Origin of the sequence: Marilutibacter maris, assembly GCF_003233695.1 — a bacterium.
Lineage (GTDB): Bacteria > Pseudomonadota > Gammaproteobacteria > Xanthomonadales > Xanthomonadaceae > Marilutibacter > Marilutibacter maris.
Window position 1 is genome coordinate 3,852,501 of the sequence record NZ_CP029843.1, and the last position, 24,192, is coordinate 3,876,692.

At 69.6% G+C, this 24,192-nt stretch carries 20 protein-coding genes and 1 pseudogene; 11 read left to right on the plus strand and 10 right to left on the minus strand.

Annotated elements, in window-relative coordinates; all coding sequences use genetic code 11:
- Window positions 1-500: 500 nt before the first annotated feature.
- Window positions 501-1,709 carry a tyrosine--tRNA ligase gene (gene tyrS, locus C9I47_RS16610; protein ID WP_223250196.1) on the minus strand — a complete coding sequence of 403 codons (1,209 nt, stop codon included), beginning with the start codon at window positions 1,707-1,709 and terminating at the stop codon, window positions 501-503.
- Window positions 1,710-1,898: 189 nt separating this feature from the next.
- On the opposite strand from tyrS, the gene C9I47_RS16615 reads away from it, so the two are divergent.
- Complete coding sequence (locus C9I47_RS16615) at window positions 1,899-3,341, plus strand: M23 family metallopeptidase (RefSeq protein WP_111267748.1); 1,443 nt, start codon at window positions 1,899-1,901, stop codon at window positions 3,339-3,341.
- A gap of 102 nt (window positions 3,342-3,443) precedes the next feature.
- Window positions 3,444-4,595, plus strand: a complete 1,152-nt coding sequence (locus C9I47_RS16620) for an anhydro-N-acetylmuramic acid kinase (RefSeq protein WP_111267749.1) — start codon at window positions 3,444-3,446, stop codon at window positions 4,593-4,595.
- Between the two features lie 15 nt (window positions 4,596-4,610).
- Here C9I47_RS16620 and C9I47_RS17780 read toward each other — a convergent pair whose 3' ends face one another.
- From C9I47_RS17780 to C9I47_RS16635, 3 genes are all read right to left on the minus strand, one after another.
- Window positions 4,611-4,949, minus strand: a complete 339-nt coding sequence (locus C9I47_RS17780; RefSeq protein ID WP_190238547.1) for a hypothetical protein — start codon at window positions 4,947-4,949, stop codon at window positions 4,611-4,613.
- Between the two features lie 124 nt (window positions 4,950-5,073).
- Window positions 5,074-6,381, minus strand: coding sequence for an AmpG family muropeptide MFS transporter (locus C9I47_RS16630; RefSeq protein ID WP_111267750.1), 1,308 nt, complete (start codon window positions 6,379-6,381; stop codon window positions 5,074-5,076).
- Window positions 6,378-7,181: an exodeoxyribonuclease III gene (locus tag C9I47_RS16635; RefSeq protein WP_111267751.1), complete on the minus strand. Its 804-nt coding sequence runs from the start codon at window positions 7,179-7,181 to the stop codon at window positions 6,378-6,380. The genes C9I47_RS16630 and C9I47_RS16635 overlap by 4 nt, the downstream gene beginning before the upstream one ends.
- A 107-nt stretch (window positions 7,182-7,288) precedes the next feature.
- Here C9I47_RS16635 and pyrE point away from each other — a divergent pair, with 107 nt between their 5' ends.
- From pyrE to C9I47_RS16650, 3 genes are all read left to right on the plus strand, one after another.
- Window positions 7,289-7,963: an orotate phosphoribosyltransferase gene (gene pyrE, locus C9I47_RS16640; RefSeq protein WP_223250197.1), complete on the plus strand. Its 675-nt coding sequence runs from the start codon at window positions 7,289-7,291 to the stop codon at window positions 7,961-7,963.
- An 85-nt stretch (window positions 7,964-8,048) separates the two neighbouring features.
- Window positions 8,049-8,723: a hypothetical protein gene (locus tag C9I47_RS16645; protein WP_111267753.1), complete on the plus strand. Its 675-nt coding sequence runs from the start codon at window positions 8,049-8,051 to the stop codon at window positions 8,721-8,723.
- Between the two features lie 176 nt (window positions 8,724-8,899).
- A complete protein-coding gene (locus C9I47_RS16650; RefSeq protein WP_111267754.1) occupies window positions 8,900-9,841 on the plus strand; it encodes a DUF3829 domain-containing protein in 942 nt (313 codons plus the stop codon).
- Window positions 9,842-9,955: 114 nt separating this feature from the next.
- On the opposite strand, the gene C9I47_RS16655 is transcribed toward C9I47_RS16650, so the two are convergent.
- The 3 genes and pseudogenes from C9I47_RS16655 to coaBC form a co-directional block, all read right to left on the minus strand.
- Window positions 9,956-12,310: a phosphomannomutase/phosphoglucomutase gene (locus tag C9I47_RS16655; protein ID WP_223250198.1), complete on the minus strand. Its 2,355-nt coding sequence runs from the start codon at window positions 12,308-12,310 to the stop codon at window positions 9,956-9,958.
- 34 nt (window positions 12,311-12,344) lie between these two features.
- Window positions 12,345-12,803 (minus strand): dUTP diphosphatase, encoded by a 459-nt coding sequence (dut, locus tag C9I47_RS16660; protein ID WP_111267756.1) that lies wholly within the window; start codon window positions 12,801-12,803, stop codon window positions 12,345-12,347.
- Window positions 12,804-12,890: 87 nt separating this feature from the next.
- A pseudogene (coaBC, locus tag C9I47_RS16665) lies at window positions 12,891-14,169 on the minus strand (bifunctional phosphopantothenoylcysteine decarboxylase/phosphopantothenate--cysteine ligase CoaBC).
- 252 nt (window positions 14,170-14,421) lie between these two features.
- On the opposite strand from coaBC, the gene radC reads away from it, so the two are divergent.
- From radC to C9I47_RS16695, 6 genes are all read left to right on the plus strand, one after another.
- A complete protein-coding gene (radC, locus tag C9I47_RS16670) occupies window positions 14,422-15,096 on the plus strand; it encodes a RadC family protein (RefSeq protein ID WP_111268211.1) in 675 nt (224 codons plus the stop codon).
- 193 nt (window positions 15,097-15,289) lie between these two features.
- Complete coding sequence (gene argS, locus C9I47_RS16675; RefSeq protein WP_111267757.1) at window positions 15,290-16,978, plus strand: arginine--tRNA ligase; 1,689 nt, start codon at window positions 15,290-15,292, stop codon at window positions 16,976-16,978.
- Window positions 16,979-17,088: 110 nt separating this feature from the next.
- Window positions 17,089-17,943: an SPOR domain-containing protein gene (locus C9I47_RS16680; RefSeq protein ID WP_111267758.1), complete on the plus strand. Its 855-nt coding sequence runs from the start codon at window positions 17,089-17,091 to the stop codon at window positions 17,941-17,943.
- 485 nt (window positions 17,944-18,428) lie between these two features.
- Window positions 18,429-18,965, plus strand: coding sequence for a hypothetical protein (locus tag C9I47_RS16685; RefSeq protein ID WP_111267759.1), 537 nt, complete (start codon window positions 18,429-18,431; stop codon window positions 18,963-18,965).
- Between the two features lie 20 nt (window positions 18,966-18,985).
- Complete coding sequence (locus C9I47_RS16690) at window positions 18,986-20,338, plus strand: T6SS phospholipase effector Tle1-like catalytic domain-containing protein (RefSeq protein ID WP_111267760.1); 1,353 nt, start codon at window positions 18,986-18,988, stop codon at window positions 20,336-20,338.
- Between the two features lie 167 nt (window positions 20,339-20,505).
- On the plus strand, window positions 20,506-20,931 hold the full coding sequence (locus C9I47_RS16695; RefSeq protein ID WP_111267761.1) for a hypothetical protein: 426 nt from the start codon (window positions 20,506-20,508) through the stop codon (window positions 20,929-20,931).
- Between the two features lie 128 nt (window positions 20,932-21,059).
- On the opposite strand, the gene C9I47_RS16700 is transcribed toward C9I47_RS16695, so the two are convergent.
- The 3 genes from C9I47_RS16700 to speA are packed head-to-tail and all read right to left on the minus strand — an operon-like array spanning window position 21,060 to window position 24,135.
- Window positions 21,060-21,941: an NAD(P)-dependent oxidoreductase gene (locus C9I47_RS16700; RefSeq protein ID WP_211371867.1), complete on the minus strand. Its 882-nt coding sequence runs from the start codon at window positions 21,939-21,941 to the stop codon at window positions 21,060-21,062.
- Between the two features lie 3 nt (window positions 21,942-21,944).
- Window positions 21,945-22,214, minus strand: a complete 270-nt coding sequence (locus C9I47_RS16705; protein WP_111267762.1) for a YciI family protein — start codon at window positions 22,212-22,214, stop codon at window positions 21,945-21,947.
- 7 nt (window positions 22,215-22,221) lie between these two features.
- The gene (gene speA / locus C9I47_RS16710; RefSeq protein WP_111268213.1) at window positions 22,222-24,135 is read right to left on the minus strand and encodes an arginine decarboxylase; all 1,914 of its coding nucleotides are present in this window, start codon (window positions 24,133-24,135) and stop codon (window positions 22,222-22,224) included.
- Window positions 24,136-24,192 lie beyond the last annotated feature (57 nt).

Consider the following 24,192-nt stretch of genomic DNA (forward strand, 5'->3'; position numbering starts at 1 on the left):
TTGGTTCCTGTTCGGACTCCAGCTAATGGACAACTACATCCACCTGCCAGACGCCCGCACAAGTCACCTGCGCACACTTTCAAAGAACTCCGGAACCGGCCTCAACGCCGCGCCCCGCTTGACTCTCATCCCCGCTCACCGGCGTTTGCCTAAGTGCCCGAGGGAGCCGCTCATCATACAGCAGTTTTCGGGGCCGTCAACACCTTTCGAAGCCCTTTTTCCTGCCGCCCCTCCGCCGTTCAGCTCTCGCTTCCCGCCAGCGGGCCGCGCATCTTACAGCAACTTTCCAGACCGTCAACCACCCGCTGAAAACCGCCTCCAACACGCCCCGCCAATCAATCCTGCACCTCGGCGGGGCGCGCATTGTGCACATCCGTTTCAGCTTTGGGAAGGGGGGATGACAAAATTTTTCAAAACCCCCGCCGGGCGCGCCCACGCCCCCTTTCGCTTGCGCCCTGAACGGGCCGACGCCGCACGCGCGGGGGCGTGCGGCGCGACACTCAGGCGGCGACCAGGCGAACCCGGGCGAAGTTGCGCTTGCCGACCGCGAGCACGCCCTCGAATCCCGGCACGAACACCCGCTGCGGATCCTCGAGGACCTCGCCATCGATGCGCACCGCACGCTCCTTGAGCTTGCGGTTGGCTTCGGAGTTGCTCGGGGTCAGCCCCGCCGCGGTCAGCAGGGCGGCGATGCGCAGCCCTTCCGCCGGCACCGGCACGTCGTTCAGCGGCAACTGCGCGGTATCGCCCTGTCCGCGCACGGCGGCGTTCCATCCGGCCACCGCCTGCTCGGCCGCGGCCGCATCGTGGAAGCGCGCCGCCAGTTCGCGCGCCAGGCGCAGCTTCAGATCGCGCGGATTGAGCTGTCCGGCCTCGATGTCGCGCTTGAGGTTGGCCGCCTCGGCGACGCCGATGTCGAAACTCAGCAGCTCGATCCATCGCCACATCAGGGTGTCGTCGATCTTCATGGTCTTGGTGACGATGTCGATCGCCGGCTCGTCGATGCCGATGTAGTTGCCCAGCGACTTGCTCATCTTCTGCACGCCGTCCAGGCCTTCCAGCAGCGGCATCGTCAGCACGATCTGCGGCTTCTGGCCGTGATGCTCCTGCAGCCCGCGCCCCATCAGCAGGTTGAACTTCTGATCGGTGCCGCCGAGCTCGACGTCGGCCTGCAGCGCCACCGAGTCGTAGCCCTGCACCAGCGGATACAGGAACTCGTGGATCGCGATCGACTGCTGCGCGGCATAGCGCTTGGCGAAGTCGTCGCGCTCGAGCATGCGCGCGACGGTGTGTTGCGCGGCGAGGCGGATCATGTCGGCGGCATCCATCTTGCCGAACCACTCGGAGTTGAAGCGCACTTCGGTGCGCTCGCGATCGAGCACCTTGAACACCTGCTCGGCATAGGTCTCGGCGTTGGCGAGCACGTCCTCGCGGGTCAGCGGCTTGCGGGTGATGTTCTTGCCGGTCGGGTCGCCGATCATTCCGGTGAAGTCGCCGATCAGGAAGATCACCCGATGGCCGAGGTCCTGGAACTGCCGCATCTTGTTGAGCAGCACGGTGTGGCCCAGGTGCAGGTCCGGCGCGGTCGGATCGAAGCCGGCCTTGACCCGCAGCGGGCGGCCTTCCTTCAGGCGCGCTTCGAGTTCTTCTTGCTTGAGGATTTCGTCGGCGCCGCGGCCGATCAGATCGAGGGAATCTTGGATGGACAAGGCTGGCTCTCTACGGGTCTGACCGCCGACCTGAATGCGACGACGGACACGGTTGCAGGTTAAAGGGGCGTTAACGCTCGCCGGACCGAAAAACCCCATTCAGCTCAAGGGTTTGACGCGTGTTGCTCGCGTGACTATGGTACCCCCGACACGCCGCCTTCACAGCTTCCGCAGGGGGAGACCAAGACCATGACTGTAACGGGTTCCGGCCCCGGCCGGCGCGAGCGCCTGAAGGCCCTGCGCGAAGCCTCCCTGCACCGCCCGGTGCTGGCCCGTCACCTCTCCGATGGATTCAACGGCCGCTGGTCGCGTCGCCAATGGGCGACCGCGAGCCTGTTCGCGTCGATGGGCCTGCTGGTCGCGGCGATCGTGCCGGGCTTCAGCAACGACACCACCGCGCCGGCGCACGCGCCGCGCCAGTCGATGGCGCTGGCCCTGCCGCCGCTGCCGGCGCGCTCGCCCGAACAGGCGCGCGGCGACAGCTGGCAGATCGTCACCGTGCAGTCCGGCCAGACCCTCGGCGAGTTGTTCGAGGACCTCGGCGTCCCCGCCGCGACCCTGCAGCAGATCCTTGCCCAGCCCAGCGCCAAGACCGCACTGGGCCGGCTGCGCCCGGGCACCGAGCTGGCCTTCGACCTGCCGGTCGGCGGCGGGCTGCGCACGTTCCGCTTCGACCGCGACGACACCCATCGCGTCGAGCTGCACATCGAGGGCGACTCGATCAAGGAGACCGTGATCGAGCGGCCGGTCGAGACCCGCACCGTGGTGGCGACCGGCGAGATCACCAGCTCGCTGTATGTCGCCGCGCGCAAGGCCGGCCTGTCGCCGGCGGCGATCGCGGTACTCACCGACGAAATCTTCCAGTACGACATCGACTTCAACACCGACATCCAGCGCGGCGACCGTTTCAGCGTGGTGATGGACGAGAACTGGCGCGAAGGCGAGCGCATCGGCCGCGGCAAGATCCTGGCGGCGACCTTCAGCACCGGCGGCAAGACCTATTCGGGCTTCCGCTTCGAGCGCGGCGACAAGGCCGAGTACTTCAGCCCGGACGGCCGTCCGCTGAAGAAGAGCTTCATCCGCATGCCGATCCCGTATGCGCGCCTGACCTCCGGCTTCGGTTCGCGCCGCCACCCGGTGCTGGGCCGCGTGCGCCAGCACAAGGGCGTCGACTACGGCGCCGGCACCGGCACCCCGATCATGGCCGCCGGCGACGCGCGCGTGCAGTTCGTCGGCTGGAAGGGCGGCTACGGCCGTACCGTCGTGCTCGACCACGGTCGCGGCTACACCACCCTGTACGCGCACATGTCGCGCTTCGGCAAGTACAAGGCCGGCCAGCGCGTGCCGCAGGGCTCGGTGATCGGCTACGTCGGCAGCTCCGGCCTGGCCACCGGTCCGCACCTGCACTACGAATTCCGCATCAACGGCGTGCACCGCAATCCGCTGTCGGTGACGATGCCGCCGCCGGAGCCGCTGCGCGGCGCCGCGCTGGCCGAGTTCCGCGCCCAGACCGGTCCGGCACTGGCCCGCATCCAGCAGGTCGAGCGGATCATCTACGCCGACGTCGGCGGCGAGGCCGACGGCGGCCAGGTCGCCAAGGCCGAGGCGCCCAAGGACGGCAAGAAGGGCTGAGCCCGGCCGTAGCCGCTCCCACCGCGCGCCGCTGACGGCGCGCCCCGCCTCCCGGGCGCCGGCATGCGTCGCCCGCCCACGGCCACCGGCCCCGACCCGAGCATGCCCGACGACTCCAGTACCGACGCCCGCTTCTTCATCGGCCTGATCTCCGGCACCAGTGCCGACGGCATCGATGCGGCCTTGGTCCGCTTCGACGGCGACGACCGCTGCGAGCTGGTCCACGGCCACGCCCACGCCTGGCCGCAGGCGCTGCGCGCGCGCCTGGTGGAGATCGGCCAGGGCGCGCGGATCGACTCGCTGGACGAGATCGCGACCCTCGACGTGCAGGTCGGCGAGGTCTTCGCCGATGCCGCGCAGGCGCTGCTGGCCAAGGCCGGAATGACCGCCGATGCGATCGCGGCGATCGGCTCGCACGGCCAGACCGTGCGCCACCGCCCGGCCGGCGCCGCCTACGACGGCCGCCATCCGTTCACCTGGCAGATCGGCGACGCCCACGTGATCGCCGAGCGCACCGGCATCGCCACGGTCGCCGACTTCCGGCGCCGCGACGTCGCCGCCGGCGGCCACGGCGCGCCGCTGCTGCCGGCCCTGCACAACGCACTGCTGCGCGCGCCCGACGAGGACCGCGCGGCCCTGAACCTCGGCGGTATCGCCAACCTGACCCTGTTGCCGGCCGATCCCGGGGGCGCGGTGCGTGGCTTCGATACCGGTCCCGCCAACTGCCTGCTGGACGCCTGGTGCCTGCGTCACACCGGCCGCGGCTACGATGCCGACGGCGCGTTCGCGGCCAGCGGCCGCTGCGACGATGCGCTGCTGGCGCGGCTGCTGGACGAGCCCTGGTTCACCGCGGCGCCGCCCAAGAGCACCGGCCGCGAGCAGTTCCATCTCGACTGGGTGGCCGAGCGGCTGCGCGGCGACGAGCGCGCCGAGGACGTGCAGGCGACCCTGCTGGAACTGAGCGCGCACACGATCGCCGACGCCCTGCGTGCGACCCAGCCGTCCACGCGCCGGCTGCTGGCCTGCGGCGGCGGCGTTCACAACCCGCTGCTGCTGGCACGGATCGCCGCGCACCTGCCGCAGGTGCGGCTCGAATCCACCGCGGTGCACGGCATCGATCCGGACCTGGTCGAGGCGATGGGCTTCGCCTGGCTGGCGCGCCAGGCGCTGGCCGGTGGCGCCGGCAACCTGCCCAGCGTCAGCGGCGCCCGCGGCCCGCGCGTGCTCGGCGTGATCCACCCGGCCGCGGACTGAGCCGCGGGGCGAGGCTCAGTCGCCGCGCCCGGGCGCGTCCTCGTCGAACAACCCGCGCGGCAGCGAAATCGACGGATCCGGCGGATCCGGTTCGGCCTGGGGCGGCGGCTCGATCTGCCCGATCCGGGCGAATCCGGGATCGTTGGGCACGTCCTCCATCGCCGCGATCGCCTCCTGCAGCGCGCGCGCATCGGCATCGTTGAAGGAGCGCGACAGCTCGCCCTCGCACACGTACAAGCCCTGCTCCAGCAACTGCATCAGGGCCGCCTGCAGGTCCCAACCGTGCGCGTCGGCGACGCGCTTGATGCGCTCCATCAGGACGCTATCGATGTCGCGAAGGATGATGTCACTCATGGCCTGGGCCGCATTCTGCGGTGAATTCACGTGATACCGGCCTCCATGCCGCGCCTTGGCTGGCGTGCGGCCACCAGTATGCACAACAGGACCGCCGGTAGGTCAACCGGACGCGGCGAGCGACTCAAGCCGAGCGTCCCGCGCTACCCAGCGACTGGTCGATCAGTCCCCGCTTCAACATGAACAGGTACAACAGCACGCCCGGCAGTGCCGCCACGGTCGTGAGCAGATAGAACTGCACATAGCCGAGCTGCTCAATCAGGGCTCCCGCGGTTGTCCCGGTCAACAATCTGCCGATCACACTGGCGGCGGCAGACAGCAACGCATACTGGGTCGCGGTGTAGGCCAGATTGCACAATGCCGACAGATAGGCCACCACCACCACACCGCCAATTCCACTGGCGAAGTTTTCGAAGCCGATGGTGAAAGCCAGCAACGCATTTGAATGGCCGTGCGCGGCCAGCCACGCGAAGCTCAGGTTCGATACCGCCATCAGCACAAGCGAGATCAGCACGGAACGTTTCATCCCGATGCTGGCATACAGGACACCGCCGACAAAGATACCGATCAACATGGCGATGAAGCCAAGGCCGACGTCCCAGGTGGCAATCTCGTCGTTGCTGAAACCCAGATCGTTCAGCAACAGCCGCAAGGTGAGGTTGGCCAGGGTGTCACCGATCTTGTGGAGCAGCACGAACAGCAGCACCAGCATCGCCCCCCGGCGGCGCAGGAATTCGAGCAGTGGTCCGACCGTAGCTGTCCACGCCTGTCGCCAACCGCGGCGCTCGCTGATTACCACGTGGCGCTTCGGCTCTCCGAGCACAATACCCACCAGGATCGCCGGCAGGGCCAGGCCAGCGCACAGCAGATAGGCGAGATTCCAACCATTGCGGGCCGCCACGTAGAGCGCCAGCGAGCCAGCAACCACCGAGCCGATCCGCCAGCCATATTGCGACATGCCCGAGCCAACGCCCAGCTGCTCCGGGCGCAGTGTTTCGATCCGGTAGGCATCAATGACGATGTCGAAGGTGGCGCCCGCAACGCCGACGCTCACCGCCGCGATTGCGACCAGCATCAGATCGCTGTTGGGGTCAAGCGCGCCCAGCCAGGCCACCGCCGCCATCACCGCGACTCCCGCCACCAGCAACCACGATACGCGCTGCCCGAGACGCCCCAGTATCGGCAGTCTGAGCCCGTCCACCGCGGGCGCCCACAGGAACTTGAGGTTGTAGGCCAGAAATGCCAGCGAAAACGCGGTCACGGCCTTCTTGTCGATCCCGTCCTGTGCCAGGCGGGTGGTCAGCGTCGCGCCGATCATGCTGTAGGGAAAGCCCGACGAGATACCCAGCAGCAGCGCTGCCAGGGGCTCACGCTGCAGATAGGGACGAATTCCGGCAGGCAGGCGCTGGACCAAGCTCTCAACCGAACTCATTCGTCGAATTCCACCGTGAACGGCGCGTGGTCGGAGAAGCGCGGCTCGCGCGCGATCGAGCAGGCCTTCAGCCGCTTCGCCAGCGCCGGGGTCACCAGCTGGTAGTCGATCCGCCAGCCCACGTCGTTGGCGCGGGCGGCGCCGCGATTGCTCCACCACGTGTAGTCCTCGCCCTCCGGGTGCAGCGCGCGGTAGGCGTCGACCCAGCCGCCGTCGCGGCCGGCGGTGCCGTCGCTGCCGCCGTCGGCGCCGATCTGCCCGCTCAGCCACGCGCGCTCGACCGGCAGGCAGCCGGAATTCTTCTGGTTGGACTTCCAGTTCTTGATGTCGCGGGCGCTGCGCACGATGTTCCAGTCGCCGCACAGCACATAGTCGCGGCCGCTGGCCAGCCACGCGTCGAGGATCGGCTTGAGCCAGTCCATCACCTCGTACTTGAAGCCCTGCCGCAGTTCGCCGGAGGAGCCGGACGGGATGTAGAACGAGACCACGCTGAGGTTGCCGTAGCGCGCCTCGATGTAGCGGCCCTCGTCGTCGAACGGCGCCCAGCCCAGCGCGGTGCGGACCTCGTCGGGTTCGCGGCGGCTGTAGATCGCCACCCCGCTGTAGCCCTTCTTGGTGATCGCGTCGCGATAGAAGCAGTGGTGGCCGTCGGGCCGGAACATCGGGTCGGTCAGCTGCGCCTCCTGCGCCTTGGTCTCCTGCACGCACAGCACGTCGGCGTCCTGCTCGTGGAACCAGTCGAGAAAGCCCTTGTTGGCGGCGGAACGGATGCCGTTGGCGTTGAAGCTGATGATTTTCACGAATGCCTGGAATGAGTGGCCCGGGACTGTCAGAGCATACCCGCCCCGGCCCGCCGTCGAGGCGATCGGTTAGGCTTTCCCGACCCCCTGCCCGAGTCCCGCGCCCCGTGTCGTACAAGTCCCGATTCCTCCAGCTCGCCTTGCGCGCCCAGGCGCTGCGCTTCGGCGAGTTCACCCTCAAGTCCGGCCGCCAGAGCCCGTATTTCTTCAATGCCGGCCTGTTCAACAGCGGCACCGCCCTGGCCGGGCTGGCCGCCTGCTACGCCGACGCGATCGACGCGCAGCGCGAGGCGGGCGCGATCGGCGACTTCGACCTGTTGTTCGGCCCCGCCTACAAGGGCATCCCGCTGGCCACCGCCCTGGCCTGCGAGTACGCCGGCCGCGGACGCGACCTGCCGGTCGCGTTCAACCGCAAGGAGGCCAAGGCCCACGGCGAGGGCGGCAGCCTGATCGGCGCGCCGCTGGACGGCCGCCGGGTGCTGATCGTCGACGACGTGATCACCGCCGGCACCGCGATCCGCGAAGCGCTGGCGATCATCCGCGACGGCGGCGGCATTGCCGCCGGCATCGTGATCGCGCTCGATCGCCAGGAGGCGGTCGACCCGGCCGCATCCCGACGCTCAGCGGCAGAAACTGTCGCGGATGAGCAGGGGCTGCCGGTGATCAGCGTCGCCTCGCTCGACGATCTGCTCGCCTTCACCGGCAACGACGACACCCTCGCCGCCGAACGCGGGCGCCTGCTCGCCTACCGCGACGCCTACGGCAGCCTCACACCACGCTGACCCCCGCGGTAGCAAGCTCGTGACGGGCTTGGCCCGACTCTTGCGTCATGAACGAACGATGACCAGGGACGAACGGAGTCTGCCAATGAACACGATCCGCTGCCTGAGCCGCTCCGGGAGCGCGCTGTCGGCCGTCGCCGTCGGCGCCCTGCTGCTCGCGGCGGTATCGGCGGCGGATGCCCAGGGCAAGGGCAAGGGCGCCGCCAGCGGCAGCAAGAAGCTCTACTGCTGGCAGGAGAACGGCCGCAAGGTCTGCGGCGACGCGCTGCCGGCCAGCGCGGTCGACAGCGCGCGCACCGAGATCAGCGTCAACAGCGGCATGACCACCGCGACCGTCGGCCGCGCCCTGACCGCGGAGGAACGGGTCGCCGCCGCCGAACAGGAGCGCGCGCGCCAGCTCGAAGAGGCCAGGAAGGCGGCGCTGGCCCGCCGCGAGAAGGCGATGGCCGAGTCCTACGCCACCGAGGACGACCTGCGCCGCGCCTACCAGAACCGCATCGTCCTGCTCGACGAGACCGTCAAGGCCTCCGAGCTCGGCATCCAGGGCCTGCGCCAGAGCCTGGTCACCCTGTTGCGTCGCGCCAGCGAGACCGAGCTGGCCGGCAAGCCGGTGGGCACCGCGCTGGCCGGCAACATCCAGGGCCAGCACCAGGAACTGCTGCGCCAGCAGGACATGCTCTCGCAGCAGCGCCAGGAGCGCGCCGATGTCGAGGGCGAGTTCGAGAGCGCGCTGACCCGCTATCGCGAACTCAAGGGCTGAGCCGCGCCCGCCGTTCAAGGCGTTCGTAGCGGCGACGCGCCCGGCGCGCACGCAGACACTGCTTGTCACCTCGCGACAGGGGGTGACCGGTATCGCATTTTCGGGCAGACTCGCGTCCCTTCCAGGCCAGCCGGGTCTGGAAGCAATGGACGATTCCCAATCAAGGAGAGTTCCCGATGAAGCACCTCATCCCGACGTTGCTGGGCGCCGCACTGCTGGTCGCACTCCCCGCCTGCAACAAGATCCCCAGCTCCGACGCACTGACCGCCGCAGTCGAAGGGGTCGGCGCGCAGGCCGACGACCAGGCCTGGGACGAGAAGGTCCAGGCCTATATCGAGATCGGCAATCGCATGCGCGGCTTCAGCAGCCCGACGAACGAAACCTTCGCCCAGTGGCGCGCCAGGGATGCGGCCAAGGTCGAGGCCGGCGATTTCAAGGCGATCCGCACCGACAGCCACTTCTTCTCCGATTCCGACGTCCAGAACCTGAAGGATGCGGCCGCGATGCCGGGCGCCACGCCGGAACTGGACCAGGCCGCCAACGCGCTGCTGGCGGCGATCGAGCAGGGCCTGCCGGCCTGGAGCGAGCTGCAGGACTACAACAAGGCCAAGCGCTACGAGGACGACGGCGGCGCCAAGGGCAAGGAGCTGCTGCCGAAGTACCGTGAGGGCATCGCCGCGATCGAATCGGCGGTGAATGCACTGGCGGTCCAGGTCGACGCCGCCGCCAAGGTCGCCCACGAGAAGACCGTGGCGCAGTTCAAGGCCGACGGCCAGCTGCTGGAACTGCACACCTGGGAAGCGCTCGGCTCGGCCGAGAAGGTGATCGACCTGTTCAACTCCACCGACGACTTCAAGAACGAGGCCAAGATCGAGGAGGCCAACGCGCACATCGCGGCGATGGAGGCGAGCATCGCCGCCATGCGCGAGGAGCACGACAAGCGCCAGGCCGAGGACGCCGACTCGCTGCCGACCATCGACCGCTACGAGTCGCTGGCCGAGGAGCTGAGCGAGCTGGCCGGCAGCTACCGCGAGGCGCGCAAGGACCCGTCCGAGTTCAACGATGTCGTCGAGAGCTACAACGACGCGGTCGACATGCTGAACATGATGAACAGCTGAGCCCCTTCGCGGCATGGCAAAAACGAAACGGGGCGGGAGTCAGACTCCCGCCCCGTTTCGTTTCCGGCCGCCGCAGGCGCGAGGGCGCGCCGCGGCCCGCCCCCGCCCGAGCGCCTAGAACGGCAGGCGCAGGTCCGGCTTGACCGCCAGCAACTGGGCGCGGAACGCGGCCTGGATGCGTTCCAGCGCCGCCTTGCTGTCGGCATCGAAGCGCAGCACCAGCACCGGCGTGGTGTTGGACGCGCGCACCAGACCCCAGCCGTCCGGCCAGTCCACGCGCAGGCCGTCGATGGTCGACAGGCGCGCACCCTCGAACTGGGCCTGCTCGCGGAACGCGTCGACGAAGGCGTGCGGGTTGCCGTCCGGCGCGTCGACCTTGATCTCCGCCGTCGACACCCCGTCGGGCAGCTCGGCCAGCGCCTGGCTCGGGCCGTCCGGATGCATGGCCAGGATCTCCAGCAGGCGCGCGGCGGCATAAATGCCGTCGTCGAAGCCGTACCAGCGCTCCTTGAAGAAGAAGTGGCCGCTCATCTCGCCGGCCAGCTCGGCGTCGGTCTCGCGCATCTTGGCCTTGATCAGCGAATGGCCGGTCTTCCACATCAGCGGGCTGCCGCCGTGGCGCAGGATGTGCCCAGGCAGACGGCCGGTGCACTTGACGTCGAAGATCACCACCGCGCCGGGATTGCGCTCCAGCACGTCGGCGGCGAACAGCATCAGCAGACGGTCGGGGAAGATGTTCTGCCCCTCGCGGGTGACCACGCCGAGGCGGTCGCCGTCGCCGTCGAAGGCGATGCCCAGATCCGCTTCGAGGCGGTCGACCATCTTGACCAGGTCGTTGAGGTTGTGCGGCTCGCTCGGGTCCGGGTGGTGGTTGGGGAAGGTGCCGTCGATCTCGCAGTACAGCGGCGTGACCTCGGCGCCGATCGCCTCCAGCACGCGCGGCCCGAGCTCGCCGGCGACGCCGTTGCCGGCATCGACCACGACCTTGAGCGGGCGCTCGATCTGCACGTCGGAGGCGACCCGTTCGATGTAGTCGTCGTTGATGTCGCGCTGCTCGAGCCGGCCCGGGGCCGGCGCGGTGTACAGCCGGTCCTCGGCGACCCGCGCGTACAGGTCGGTGATCGCGTCGCCGGACAGGGTCTCGCCGCCGACCACGACCTTGAAACCGTTGTAGTCCGGTGGATTGTGGCTGCCGGTGACCGACACGCAGGAGCCTGCGCGCAGGTGATAGGCGCCGAAATAGGTCAGCGGCGTCGGCGCCAGGCCGATGTCGAACACGTTGCGGCCAGCCTTGCGCAGGCCCGCGATCAGGCCCTCGCTCAACTCGGGGCCGGAGAGGCGGCCGTCGCGGCCGACCACGATGTCCTCCAGGCCCTGCTCGTGCATCAGCGAACCGATCGCATGGCCGACCAGTTCGGCGATGCCGGCGTCGAGCGACTGCCCGACGATGCCGCGGATGTCGTAGGCGCGGAAGATGCCGCGGTCGATGCCGACCTGGGCGGATGGGGGTGGTGCGTCCTTATCGATGATGGGTGCCTTCTGGGTGGGGGTGACCGGGGGCTCGGGCGCCTGCTGCAGCGACTCGGCCAGGGTCTGTTCGGAGGCCGGTTCCGCCTCCTCTTCGCCCTCGGCCGGCTTGCGCCGGCGGGCGAGCTTGTCCGCATAGTTGGCCAGCACCGCCATCAGCAACAGCACGGCGGCGACCATGAAACAGGCGGGACCGTCGAGACCGAGCGGGCCGCCGGCGACGTCGGGCACGGCCGCGGCCACCCGCCACTCGCTGTCGGGGATGCGCGCGGCGAGCGACTCGGCGCCACCGCCCAGACGGCTGTCGCCGCGTTCGATCACGCTGAACGAGCCTTGCCGCAGGGCCATGTAGGTGTCGCCGGCCATCGGCGCCCGTTCGATCGCGTCGCCGATCGAATCCAGCGGCAACTGCACCACCGCCACCGCGACCAGGCGTTCGCCCTCGTGGATCGGCGAGGCCACCTCCAACTGCCGCGATCCGGCATCGCCCACGACCCAGGCGACCGCCCGGTTCTGCGCGACCGCCGCTTCCAGCACCGCCAGGCGGCCGTAGCCACCGCCGCGCGCGCCCTCGGCGGTCAGCACCGCGTAGGCGCTCTCCAGGCTGGGCGGGAACACCCGCGCCTCCTTGACCCCGGGCCAGCCGTCGGCGAGACGGGTGCCGGCGGTGGCGAAATCATCGGCCTCCAGCGCGGCGCGCACATCGGTCTTGGCCAGCTGCGTGGCCATCCGCTCGTACTCGCCGGCGAGCACCTCCTGCACGCTCTGCACGACCGAGTCGCGCGCGCTCTGCAGGCCGGCACGACGGCTGCTGTCCTGTTGCTGCTGCCAGCCGCACCACGCGAACCATGCCGCCAGCAGCACGCAGGCCAGCGCCAGCAGACGCCGCAGCAACCGGCCTTGTTCAGCCGACAACTGCGGCCGCTCGATCTTCAGATCCACCATTCCGTCCTTCCCCTTGGAGCCTCTCGCCCCGCTAGCGCACGCCGGTGTGGCCGAAGCCGCCGGCACCCCTTGCACTGGCCTCGAATTCGTCGACGACCTGCAACCGTGCACGCACGATCGGCAGCATCACCAACTGCGCGATGCGGTCGCCGGGCTCGATCGTAAAAGCCTGCCCGCCACGATTCCACACGCTGATCATCAACGGTCCCTGGTAATCGGCGTCGATCAGCCCGGTCCCGTTGCCCAGCACGATGCCGTGTTTGTGACCCAGTCCCGATCGCGGCAGGATCACCGCGCACAGTCCCGGATCGCCGATGTGGATCGCCAGACCCGACGGCAGCAGTGCCGCATCGCCCGGCGCCAGCGTCAACGGCGCATCCAGCGCCGCCCTCAGGTCCAGGCCGGCGCTGGCCGCGGTCGCATACGCCGGCAGCGGCCAGGCGTCGCCGAATCGCGGATCGAGCACTTTCAGTTCCAGGGTGTGGTGCACGGCGTCACGTTTCCTCGATTGGTCGCTGCGTCGATGCGGCCTCCGGGCCACCCGACGGGTGTTGCAAGTTTCGTGCCCTGCCAACCCTCATGCCGCCGGCGTCGTATCGGCCAGGCGCTCGAGGACCAGGTCCAACAACAGGTCGGCCAGTTCGGTCTTGGCGGCCGGGCCCAGCGCGCGCTCGCCGTCGCCCCAGAACACCGACAGCGCGTTGTCGTCGCATTCGAAGCCGCTGCCGGCGACGCCGACGCGATTGGCCGCGATCATGTCCAGACGCTTGTTGTCGAGCTTGCCGCGGGCGTAGCCCTCGACGTTGTCGGTCTCGGCGGCGAAACCGACCACCAGCCGCGGACGCTGCGACGCATGCGCGGCGACCTCGGCGAGGATGTCGGGCGTGCGCACCAGCTCCAGGGTCAGGGTGTCGCTGCCGGGACGTTTCTTGATCTTGCTGGCCGAGGCCTCGCGCGGGGTGAAGTCGGCGACCGCGGCGGCGCCGATGTAGACGTCGGCCGGCAGCTGGGCCATCACCGCGGCATGCATGTCCGCGGCCGAACGCACGTTGATCCGGGTCACCGCCTCCGGCGATGGCAGCGACACCGGCCCGGCGACCAGCACCACGTCGGCGCCCCGGCGGGCGGCGGCGGCGGCGATCGAGAAGCCCATCTTGCCGCTGCTGCGGTTGCCGATGAAGCGCACCGGATCGATGTCCTCGTAGGTCGGGCCGGCGCTGATCAGCACCCGCAGTCCGGCCAGGGAGGCCGTCGCGCTGCCGGCACCGGGCGGGCGGTCGTGCGCGGCCATCTCAGGCGCCCTCCGTCCGCATCGCCTCCGCCAGCGCGGCGACGACCTCGTGCGGTTCGCTCATCCGCCCGGGGCCGGACTCGCCCTCGGCGAGCGGGCCGTCGTTGGGGCCGACCACCTGCACGCCGCGGCCGCGCAGGGTATCCATGTTGGCCACGGTCGCCGGATGCAGCCACATCCGGTGGTTCATCGCCGGCGCCACCGTCAGCGGCGCGGTCGTCGCCAGGCACAGGGTGGTGACCAGGTCGTCGGCCATGCCATGGGCGAGCTTGGCGAGGGTATTGGCGGTGGCCGGCGCGATCACGATCCGGTCGGCCCAGCGCGCCAGCTCGATATGCCCCATCGCGGCCTCGGCCGCGGCATCCCACAACGAGGTCCGCACCGTGCGCCCGGACAGGGCCTGGAAGGTCGCCTCGCCGACGAAGTGGCCGGCATCGGCGGTCATCGCGACCTGGACCTCGGCGCCGGCCTCGCGCAGGCGCCGCACCAGATCGGCCGCCTTGTAGGCGGCGATGCCGGCGCAGACACACAGCAGCACGTGTTTTCCGGCCAGGTCGGCGGGCATGGGATCGGAAATTTCCTAGGCGAAACCGGGCGTTTAGCTTACCCGATGACGGATGACTTTCCGGCTGTTTCGAACGCCGGTGCGCGATGCAATGGGCTCGTGGCGGGGCGGCCGGCGTCTCCGGACCGGTCCCCGGCTCTTCCCCAACGGGAACCGGGAGCCGGCCCGCCGCCACACACAACCACAAGGACAACCTGCCCAAGGAAGGGCCCCATGCAGGACGCACCCCAGGACCGACTCTCCCCCGCCGTGCTGCGCATACGCGAATGGCCGGCCAGCGAGCGCCCGCGCGAGAAGCTGCTGTCCCGTGGCCCCGGCGCGCTGTCCGATGCCGAACTGCTGGCGATCTTCCTCGGTTCCGGCCTGCGCGGCCAGGACGCGGTCACCACCGCGCGCCAGCTGCTCGCCGTCCACGGACCGCTGCGCCGCCTGCTCGAATGCTCGCCGCAGGAGCTGGCGTCGCTGCCGGGCCTGGGACCGGCCCGGATCTGCCAGCTGACCGCGGTGCTGGAGCTCTCGCATCGCCACCTGTCGGCCGAACTGGAGCGCGGCGAGACCCTGAGCGACCCGGAATCGGTCGGCCGCTACTTCGCGCAACGCCTGCGCGGGCGCTCGCACGAGGTGTTCGCGGTCCTGTTCCTGGATACCTGCCATCGCGCGCTGGCGTTCGAGGAGATGTTCCACGGCACCGTCGACGGCGCCGAGGTCCACCCGCGCGAAGTGGTGCGCCGCGCCCTGGCCCACAACGCGGCGGCGCTGATCGTCGGCCACAACCATCCCAGCGGCAATCGCGAACCCAGCGCCGCCGACCGCACGGTCACCCTCCGCCTCAAGCAGGCGCTGGCCCTGGTCGACCTGCGCCTGCTCGACCACATCGTGATCGCCGACGGCCCGCCGGTCTCGCTGGCCGCACGCGGCTGGCTGTGAGGAGGCTTCGGGCGGCGGACTCGCGCCGGTGGGCAGGAGGGTTCCGGCCCGCCGCCCCCTTGCCGCCGGCCATGCCGCTGGCGTGGACCCGCCCGGGCCGGGGTGCGTCGCCGTCGCATCCGTTCATCCTCCGCAGCCCGTCCGGACCGCTGTCGCGTACAATGGCCGGTTCCGAAACACGCCCCAAACGCCCGTGAAAACCGCTCTCCGCGCCCTGGTCGCGCAGGCCATCGATACCCTGCGCGCCGCCGGCACCCTGCCGGCCGACCTCGTTACGCCCGACTACGTCATCGAGCGGCCGAAGACCCGCGCGCAGGGCGACTTCTCGACCAATGCGGCGATGCTGCTGGCCAAGGCGGCCCGCACCAACCCGCGCGCGATCGCGCAGGCCATCGTCGATGCGCTGCCGGCCAGCGACACGGTCGCCAGCGTCGAGATCGCCGGACCGGGCTTCATCAACTTCCGCATCGCCGAAGCGGCCTGGCGCGGCACGATCGGCGAGGTCTTCGCCGCCGGCGACGCCTATGGCCGCAACGACAGCGGCCGCGGCCACACCGCCGGGGTCGAGTACGTCTCGGCCAATCCGACCGGACCGCTGCACGTCGGCCACGGCCGCGCCGCGGTGATCGGCGACTGCATCGCGCGCGTGCTCGCCGCCAACGGCTGGAACGTGAAGCGCGAGTTCTACTACAACGACGCCGGCGCGCAGATCAACAATCTGGCGATCTCGGTGCAGGCGCGCGCCCAGGGCCGCGGCCCCGACGACGCCGGCTGGCCGGAAGACGGCTACCGTGGCGACTACATCAAGGACGTCGCCGCCGCCTACCTGCGCGGCGACAGCGTCGAGGTCGAGGGCCACGTGGTCACCGGCGCCGGAGATCCGGACGACCTCGATGCGATCCGCCAGTTCGCGGTCGCCTACCTGCGTCGCGAACAGAACCTCGACCTGGAAGCCTATGGCGTCGGCTTCGACGTCTATTTCCTCGAGAGCAGCCTGTACACCGACGGCAAGGTCGAGGAGACCGTGCGCGAGCTGGTCGCCGGCGGCCACACCTACGAGGACGGCGGCGCGCTTTGGCTGCGCAGCACCGACTTCGGCGACGACAAGGACCGGGTGATGCGCAAGTCGGACGGCGCCTACACCTACTTCGTGCCGGATGTCGCCTACCACCTGTCGAAGTGGCAGCGCGGCTACGAGCGCGCGATCACCGAGCTGGGCGCCGACCACCACGGCAGCCTGGCCCGCGTCCGCGCCGGTCTGCAGGCGCTGGACAAGGGCATCCCGCCGGGCTGGCCGGAGTACGTGCTGCACCAGATGGTCACGGTGATGCGCGGCGGCGAGGAAGTGAAGCTGTCCAAGCGCGCCGGCAGCTACCTGACCCTGCGCGACCTGATCGACGAGGTCGGCAAGGACGCCACCCGCTGGTTCCTGATCGCCCGCAAGCCCGACTCGCAGCTGACTTTCGACATCGACTTGGCCCGCAGCCAGTCGCTCGACAACCCGGTCTACTACGTCCAGGTCAGCCATGCGCGCATGTGCGGGCTGATGCGCCAGCTGGCCGAGCGCGGACTGGAGTTCGACCGCGACAACGGCCTGGCCCAGCCGCTGGACCTGGACGATGCCGCCTGCCACGAGCTGGTCGCCGCGATCGGCCGCTACCCGGACGTGGTCGAGAGCGCCGGTCGCGACCTGGAGCCGCACCAGTTGGCCGCCTACCTGCTCGAACTGGCGCAGACCTTCCAGTCGTACTACAACGATCACCAGTTCCTGGTCGAGGACGCCGCGACCCGCGACGCGCGCCTGACCCTGGCCCTGGCCACCCGCCAGGTGCTCGCCAACGGCCTCGGCCTGCTCGGCGTCGGCGCCCCCGAGGTGATGTGAGCCGCCCGCGTCGCTTACACTGACCGATAACGCACGTTTTGCGATAGACATCACACTTCGCCCGGCATCTCCATCGTGCCGCCGGCGACCGCAGCGAGGTTCATGACACGGTGGCAGCACGACGCAACAAGTCCCAAGCCAAGCGCAACCAGAGCAACGGCCTGCCCGGCTGGGCCTGGATGGTGCTCGGCATCCTGCTGACCCTGATCGTGGTGCTGGTCGCGCCCGGCTACCTGAAGTCCGACGGCGACGGCTTCTTCCGCCCGCAGCCCAACCCGAATGCGCAGCCGGCGCCGGTATCCAACGCCGACGACGAGGTCGCGCCGCAACCGCGCGCGGGCAACGACGAAGCCGGCAACGACACGATCACCCCGGCGGCCGGCGACGACGACGGCGAGGACTTCGCGTTCTACGACATGCTCACCGGCAAGGAAGTGCCGATGACCGACGCCGAACTGGCCGCGACCGAGCGCGCCGAGAGCCAGCGCAAGGCCGCGCTGGAGCGCGACCGCGCGCTGCGTGCGCTCAATGGCCAGTCCGACGTCCAGGTCGCCTCGGCCGATCGCAGCCTGCCGCGTCCGGTCGACGCCGAAGTCGCCAGGGCGCCGGCGCCCACCCCCAAGCCCGAGGAAAGCCGCCCCGCGCCACGCGAAGCCACACCCGCACCCGCGCCAACGGCAACCGCGGCGGCGCCGCCCGGCAACACCGCCACCGCCGCCGGTGTCGGCGATGGCAGCCGCTACATCCTGCAGGCCGGCGCGTTCCAGGCCTCCGGCCAGGCCGAGGAGCTGAAGGCGCGCATCGCCCTGCTCGGCCTTGGCGCGCGGGTGGAATCGGCGCAGATCAACGGCAAGACCGTCTACCGTGTGCGGATGGGCCCGTATGGCACCGCCAGCGACCTCGCCGACGCCAAGCGCAAGCTCGCCGGCGGCGGCCTCGACGCACTGGCGATCAAGGCGCAGTAAACCGGTTTTCCACGGCCGCCGGTGGTTCCAGCGGCGCCCGGCCCACGGACATCCGCTGAACGACGGGGCACGCACACTGCCTCGTCGATGGCGACACCGCGCTCGAGAGCCGGCGACGGACGCTGCCGGATGGCGCGCCACCACCGGTCAGGCGCGCGGCACCGCGACGGGATTCGCCGGGCCGCCAATCCACCACCACGACTCACGGCGTGTCGTACTCTCCTTCCGGTAGCACACTCCCGTTTAGCGACCGCGCGTCAACGCGCGCGTCCACGTCTGCACTTGGCCACCAAAGCCGCTGTGCTAGGTTCTGAGCGACGCAGCGGAATGCCGGCAAGCCCCGTCTCCGCGCCCCCTTCCACATGGAGGTCCCCCGCGTGCGCAACCGCTCCGCACCGCTTCGCCGAAGACCGGCACGCGCCCGCCTCGTCGCGGCTTCCGCCGTGCTCGCTTCCGTTCTGATCAGCGCAGGATGCCAATCGCCCATGGCCATGACCGCCCCATCCGACAAGCCCCGCATCACCCGCGGCGACAACACCGTCGCCGACTGGCCGCTGAAGTTCGTGCGCCACAACTTCGGTGCCTATTGCTACGACACCATCGGCTGCAAGGTGCTCTACGCCGGATTCCCGCATGGCGTCGACAACGAGGACGAGATCAGCCCACCTGCGTCCTCTTTCGGCCCCGATTACCAAGAGAACTGGAACGCCGGCCACCTGGCCCTGCCCAACTTCCCGCCACCGGCCATCGTCACCTGGCGCTCGAAGGACGGCGAACAACACCATGCCGAAGTCGATATCGGCGAGATATTCAAGGACCGCCTGATCCGTCATGACGTACCGCGTGAAGACATCGCGGAAGGGGTATCGATCAGCAACCCCGGCATTCTGATCGAGGTCAACGATCGCACCATCAACGTCTACATGAAGACCTACATCCCAACCAAGGAGCTACAGATCCCAGGCAACCAGTACAGCGGACATCGCTATGAGCCCGTGCTGGTCTGGAGCCGCACCTACTGACCCGGGCAGGGAGGACAACAATGGGCAAGGACAGAAGCCCGGACGGTGTCAGCACCTATCCGGCCGACACCAACGACCTGGACAGCTACCGGCAGGCCAGCGAAGCGCTATCGCAGATGCATGTACCAGTACTGGTCAGCGCATCGAAACCGCACGAACGCTTGTTCGTCGCTGCCTTCGACGGTACCGGCAACAGCATGTACCGGGACGCACCGGAGAACCACACCAATGTAGCGGAGGTGGTCAAGCAGATCGCAAAGAAACATCCTCCCCAGATCAACTACGGTTACGTCGAAGGCCCGGGCACACAGGGCGGACTCGACGGCGTACTGGACATGATGCGTGGTGGCAGCTACGAAGCGCGCCTGGAAACCATGTATGTCCAATTCGTGACCCAAGCCAGCGACTGGCTGAAGGAAGATCCACAAGCGCAGATACGGATTGCAGAAATCGGATTCAGTCGTGGCGCTGAGCAGGCCGCCGGATTCGCTCGGTTGGTTCAGGAACGCGGCATCCAGAACCCCGACGGAATGCTCGTCAAGCAGGACTCCGACGGCCTGGTCGAGAGCATCGAGTTCACCAAGCCGCCACTGCTCGAACCCGGGCGCGTCCCGCAGGCGGTCGGCCTGTTCGATCCGGTCGGCACCGGCGAGCCGCGCGACCATGACCGCCGGCTGCCGCCCTCGGTGATCTCCGGCTTCCAGCTCGCCGCCGAGGACGAGCGCCGCAACCTGTTCCAGGGAACCAGGATCCTCGACCCCGGGACGAGCGCGGACGGCCGATTCCTTAACGGCACCGTCGCAGGTGCGCACAGCGATGTCGGCGGCAGCTATGCGCTCAACGGCCTGGCGATCCGCAGCGGCAACCTGATGGTGGATTACCTCAACGCGCTCAGCGACACGCCGTTCCTGGACAAGCGCGCCGAACCGTCGGCGCCGGAACTGAATGTCGTGCATCGCTCCGAGGAGCACCAGTTCTTTTACCGCACCTCGGTCTACGATCGTGAAGGCGTGCGCGGCGCCCAGGAGGAACTGGCGCCGGACACGCTGTGCCGGATCGACTGCCTGGACGCTGAACCGCGCGACGAGGCGATGGCCGCCGGCTTCGAATTCCGCAAGGTCGGGATCGCGCCGATCCCCGGCGCGCCCGAAGCACAGTCGCAGGCCACGGTCCAGGCGCCCGCCGCTGCGGCCGACAGCCCGGCCGCGCGCCTGGACCGTCTGCTCGATGGCCGGATCGACCCGGCGTTGCAGGAGCGCTGGGATCGCGAGGTCGCGACCCAGCGCGCGAACCTGGACGCGACCCAGGAGCGCGAGCAGGAGCAGGCCGGGCAACAACAGCAACAACAGGCCGCGGCCGAGCAGGCGCGCTGAGTGACCCGAGTCCGCACCGCGCGCGCCACCGCGACCGGACAGCCCCCGCATCGCCCCGATCATCCGAAATCGTGTGCGGTTCGCGGACGCGCCCGCGCGACCCGCTCTAGACTGCGGCAGCAGCGCGACCGCCGCGAGGGCGCGCGTGGATCGTGGCCGGGGAGCCCATGGACAAGCGACTGGACAAACGACACCTGTTGGGCTGCATCGCCGCGCTGGCGCTGATGCTCGGTTTCGACCTGGCGATCAGCCTCAGCGGACGCGCACTGGACCTGCCCACCGAGACCGGCTGGGGCACGATCCCGCTCGCCGGCCTGCTGGTGACCCTGCTGGCGATGCTGATCGGCGGCGTGATCGCGCGTCGCGGCTTCCGCCCGCTGGCGGTCCTGCTGGCGATCGCGGTATGGCTGAGCGTGGCGTCGGTGATCGGGATCGGCGCGCTGTCCAGCGACGGCGGCCCCGCCTTCGGTGCCGGCGAAGTGCTGCGCCAGCACGGTCTGGCGATGGCCCTGAGCCTGCTGGCGGCATGGGTCGGCGCGACCCTTGGCGAACGTTTGGCCGCACAGGACCCCGTGCCCGCGGCGCAGGGTTGATCGACAGCCGGTCGCGGCTTACGCCGCTCCTACGAGTCCCGGTAGCTGCTGGACACTTGCCGCCCGCAGGAGCGGCGCAAGCGCGATACCGGTCCGATCGCCGCCGCCCAGCGGCCCCTCCACGCGCCCTACGGCTTGCGCTTGAGCGCGATCAGCGCCGAAGTGTCGGACTCGCCGTAACCGCGCTCGACCAGCTCCGCGTAGTCGGCGACCGCCTGGTCGATGGTCGCGGTGCGGATGCCGGCCTCGCGGGCGATGCCCTGCACGATCCGCAGGTCCTTGAGCATGTGCACCGACTTGAAGCCCGGCGCGAAGGCGTCGCGCAGCATGGTCGCGCCGCGCTTTTCCAGGAACCAGTTGCCGGCGGCGCCGGCCATCAGCGTCGGCAGCAGGCGCTCGGCATCCAGACCGAGCTTCTCGGCCAGCGCCAGGCCTTCGCAGACCGCCTCGTTGATGCCGGCCACCAGCACCTGGTTGACCGCCTTGGTGGCCTGGCCGGCGCCGGTCTCGCCCATCAGGCTGATCCGCGCGGCATAGGCCTCGATCACCGGCCGCGCCTTCTCCAGCGCCGCCTCGGCGCCGCCGACCATCACCGACAACTTGCCGTTGCGGGCGCCCTCCACACCACCGGACACCGGCGCGTCGAGGAAGGCGATGCCCTCGGCGGCCAGCAGCGCGGCGACCCGGCGCGCGGTCTGCACCGACACCGTCGAATGGTCGACGACGACCGCACCGGTCTTGAGCACCCGCGCCAGCGCGGTCGCGTTCTCGATCACGTCCGCGTCCAGCGACACGCACAGCGCGACCACGTCGCAGTCGGCGAAGTTGTCGGCCGAACGCGCGCTGCGCACGCCCAGTTCGGCGGCCAACGCATCGGCCTTGGCCTGGGTGCGGTTGCCGACCACGGTCAGCAGGCCGGCGTCGCGCAGATAGCGGGCCATCGGTGCGCCCATCGCACCCAGTCCGATGAAGCCGGTCTTCAGCACGGCCGGGGAGTTCTCAGTTGCCATGTTTCATAGGTTCCATTCAAAGACGGTAATCCGCGACGCACCGGTGACGTGAAGCGGGTCGCTCTCGGCCAAGGCACGGGCCTGGTCGAGGTCGTCCGCACGCAGCAGGTAGGCGCCGCCGCTGGCATCGCCGAATCCGCCGGCCAGCCGCAGGCGCCCCTGCTCGCGCAGTCGCTCGAGGAAGGCCCGGTGCGGTCCGATCACTGCCGGATCGAAGTCCGGCCCGCGCATCGCCAGCACCAGGAAGTGTCTGTCGGCAGCAGCCTCGCCCATGTGCGTCTCAGATCGCGCGACCGACCGCGGCGCCGCCGTCGTCGAGGTAGGTGTAACCGGTCAGCCCCGCCTCCAGCGCTTCCACGAGCCGCGCCGACTCGTCGGCCGGCAGATGCGCATCGGCGACCCGGTTGCGGTAGGCCTCGCGCAACGCGTCGAGGCGGTAGCCGACGTAGTCGAGCATCACGTCGGTGGTGTCGCCGCGGCGCTGCTGGGTCAGCCGGTAACCGCGCGGATCCTCGCCGTCGACGCGCATCTCGACCGCATCGGTGTCGCCGAACAGGTTGTGGATGTCGCCAAGGATCTCCTGGTAGGCGCCGACCAGGAAGAAACCCAGGCGATAGCTCTGGCCATGCTGCAACGCGTGCAGCGGCATCGAGGTGTTCAGCGTCTCGTTCTCGACATAGGTGTCGATGCGGCCGTCGGAGTCGCAGGTCAGGTCGGCGATCACCCCGCGCCGGCTCGGCACCTCGTCCAGGCGCTCGATCGGCACGATCGGGAACACCTGCTGGATCGCCCAGATGTCCGGCATCGACTCGAACACGCTGAAATTGACGAAATACTTGTCGACCAGACGCTGGTTCAGTTCGTCCAGGACCGCCTGGTGGCTCTTCTCGCCCGGGTTGAGCTGCGCGCGCACCGCGTGCGCGATCGCATAGAACAGGTCGTCGATGCGGGCGCGGTGGACCAGGTCGATCTGGCCCAGCGCGTACAGGCTCAGGCCCTCGCTGTGGTGGTGCTGGGCCTCGTGGAACAGCTCCACCGCCGGACGCTGGCCGAGCTCCTCGTGGATCTCGCGCAGATGGCGGATCACCGCCGGCTCGTCGTCGTGCGGCTCGGGCACGCGGCCCTCCGGCGCCTGCTCGACCTCCGACACGTTGGCGATCAGCACCGCGTGGTGGGCGGTCATCGCGCGGCCGCACTCGGTGACGATGCGCGGCGCGCTCAGGCCGTACTCCTCGCAGGCCTCGGCCAGCGGCTGCACGATGGTGCCGGCGTACTGGCTGGCGCCGTAGTTGATCGAGCAATAGCTGCGCGAGCGGGTGCCCTCGTAGTCGATGCCCAGGCCGCCGCCGACGTCCATGTAACGCACGTTCGCACCGAGCACCGACAGCTCGACGAAATAGCGCACCGCCTCGCGCATGCCGCTGGCGATGTCGCGCACGTTGGAGATCTGGCTGCCCATGTGGAAGTGCAGCAGCCCCAGGCAGTCGGTCATGCCGGCATCGCGCAGCGACTTCCACAGGTCCAGCACCTGCCGCGGCGACAGTCCGAACTTGGCCTTGTCGCCGCCGCTGTTCTGCCACTTGCCGGCGCCGAGGCTGGCCAGGCGCATGCGCACGCCGATGCCCGGCTGCACGCCCAGCGCCTCGGCCTCGGCCATCACCAGCGGCAGCTCGGACGGCTTCTCGATCACGATCCAGGTATCCAGACCCAGTTTGCGGCCGATCAGGGCCAGGCGGATGTACTCGCGGTCCTTGTAGCCGTTGCAGACGATCAGCCCGCCCGGGCGCGACAGCGCCATCACCGCCATCAGCTCGGGCTTGCTGCCGGCCTCCAGGCCGAAGCCCTCGCCGTGGTGCGAGGCCAGGGTGCCGGCGACGCCGTGGTGCTGGTTGACCTTGATCGGGTACACCGCGGTGTAGCCGCCGGGGTAGTTCCAGTCGGCCATCGCCTGCGCGAACGCGCCCTGCAGGCGGCCGAGACGGTCGCCGAGGATGTCCGGGAAGCGCAGCAGCAGCGGCAGCTTGGCGCCGTTGCCGCGGGCCTCGTCGACCAGGGTGGCCAGGGCCACCGACGGGCCACCGTCGCGGCGCGGACGCACGCTGATGCGGCCGGCGTCGTCGACATCGAAATACCCCTCGGCCCAGTGCGGGATCGAGTAGGTCTTGCGAGCCTGGTCGGGAGACCAGCGGGACAGCGACGGAGACATCGGCGGAACACCGGTTGCGGGGGACGCGCATTCTACAGCCGCGGG

Excerpts from the sequence above, each read along its gene's own strand:
- C9I47_RS16615 (WP_111267748.1), top strand. The coding sequence starts at position 1,899 with ATGACTGTAACGGGTTCCGGCCCCGGCCGGCGCGAGCGCCTGAAGGCC.
- C9I47_RS16620 (WP_111267749.1), top strand. The coding sequence starts at position 3,444 with ATGCCCGACGACTCCAGTACCGACGCCCGCTTCTTCATCGGCCTGATC.
- C9I47_RS17780 (WP_190238547.1), bottom strand. The coding sequence starts at position 4,949 with ATGAGTGACATCATCCTTCGCGACATCGATAGCGTCCTGATGGAGCGC.
- C9I47_RS16630 (WP_111267750.1), bottom strand. The coding sequence starts at position 6,381 with ATGAGTTCGGTTGAGAGCTTGGTCCAGCGCCTGCCTGCCGGAATTCGT.
- C9I47_RS16645 (WP_111267753.1), top strand. The coding sequence starts at position 8,049 with ATGAACACGATCCGCTGCCTGAGCCGCTCCGGGAGCGCGCTGTCGGCC.
- C9I47_RS16650 (WP_111267754.1), top strand. The coding sequence starts at position 8,900 with ATGAAGCACCTCATCCCGACGTTGCTGGGCGCCGCACTGCTGGTCGCA.
- C9I47_RS16685 (WP_111267759.1), top strand. The coding sequence starts at position 18,429 with ATGGCCATGACCGCCCCATCCGACAAGCCCCGCATCACCCGCGGCGAC.
- C9I47_RS16690 (WP_111267760.1), top strand. The coding sequence starts at position 18,986 with ATGGGCAAGGACAGAAGCCCGGACGGTGTCAGCACCTATCCGGCCGAC.
- C9I47_RS16695 (WP_111267761.1), top strand. The coding sequence starts at position 20,506 with ATGGACAAGCGACTGGACAAACGACACCTGTTGGGCTGCATCGCCGCG.
- C9I47_RS16700 (WP_211371867.1), bottom strand. The coding sequence starts at position 21,941 with ATGGCAACTGAGAACTCCCCGGCCGTGCTGAAGACCGGCTTCATCGGA.
- C9I47_RS16705 (WP_111267762.1), bottom strand. The coding sequence starts at position 22,214 with ATGGGCGAGGCTGCTGCCGACAGACACTTCCTGGTGCTGGCGATGCGC.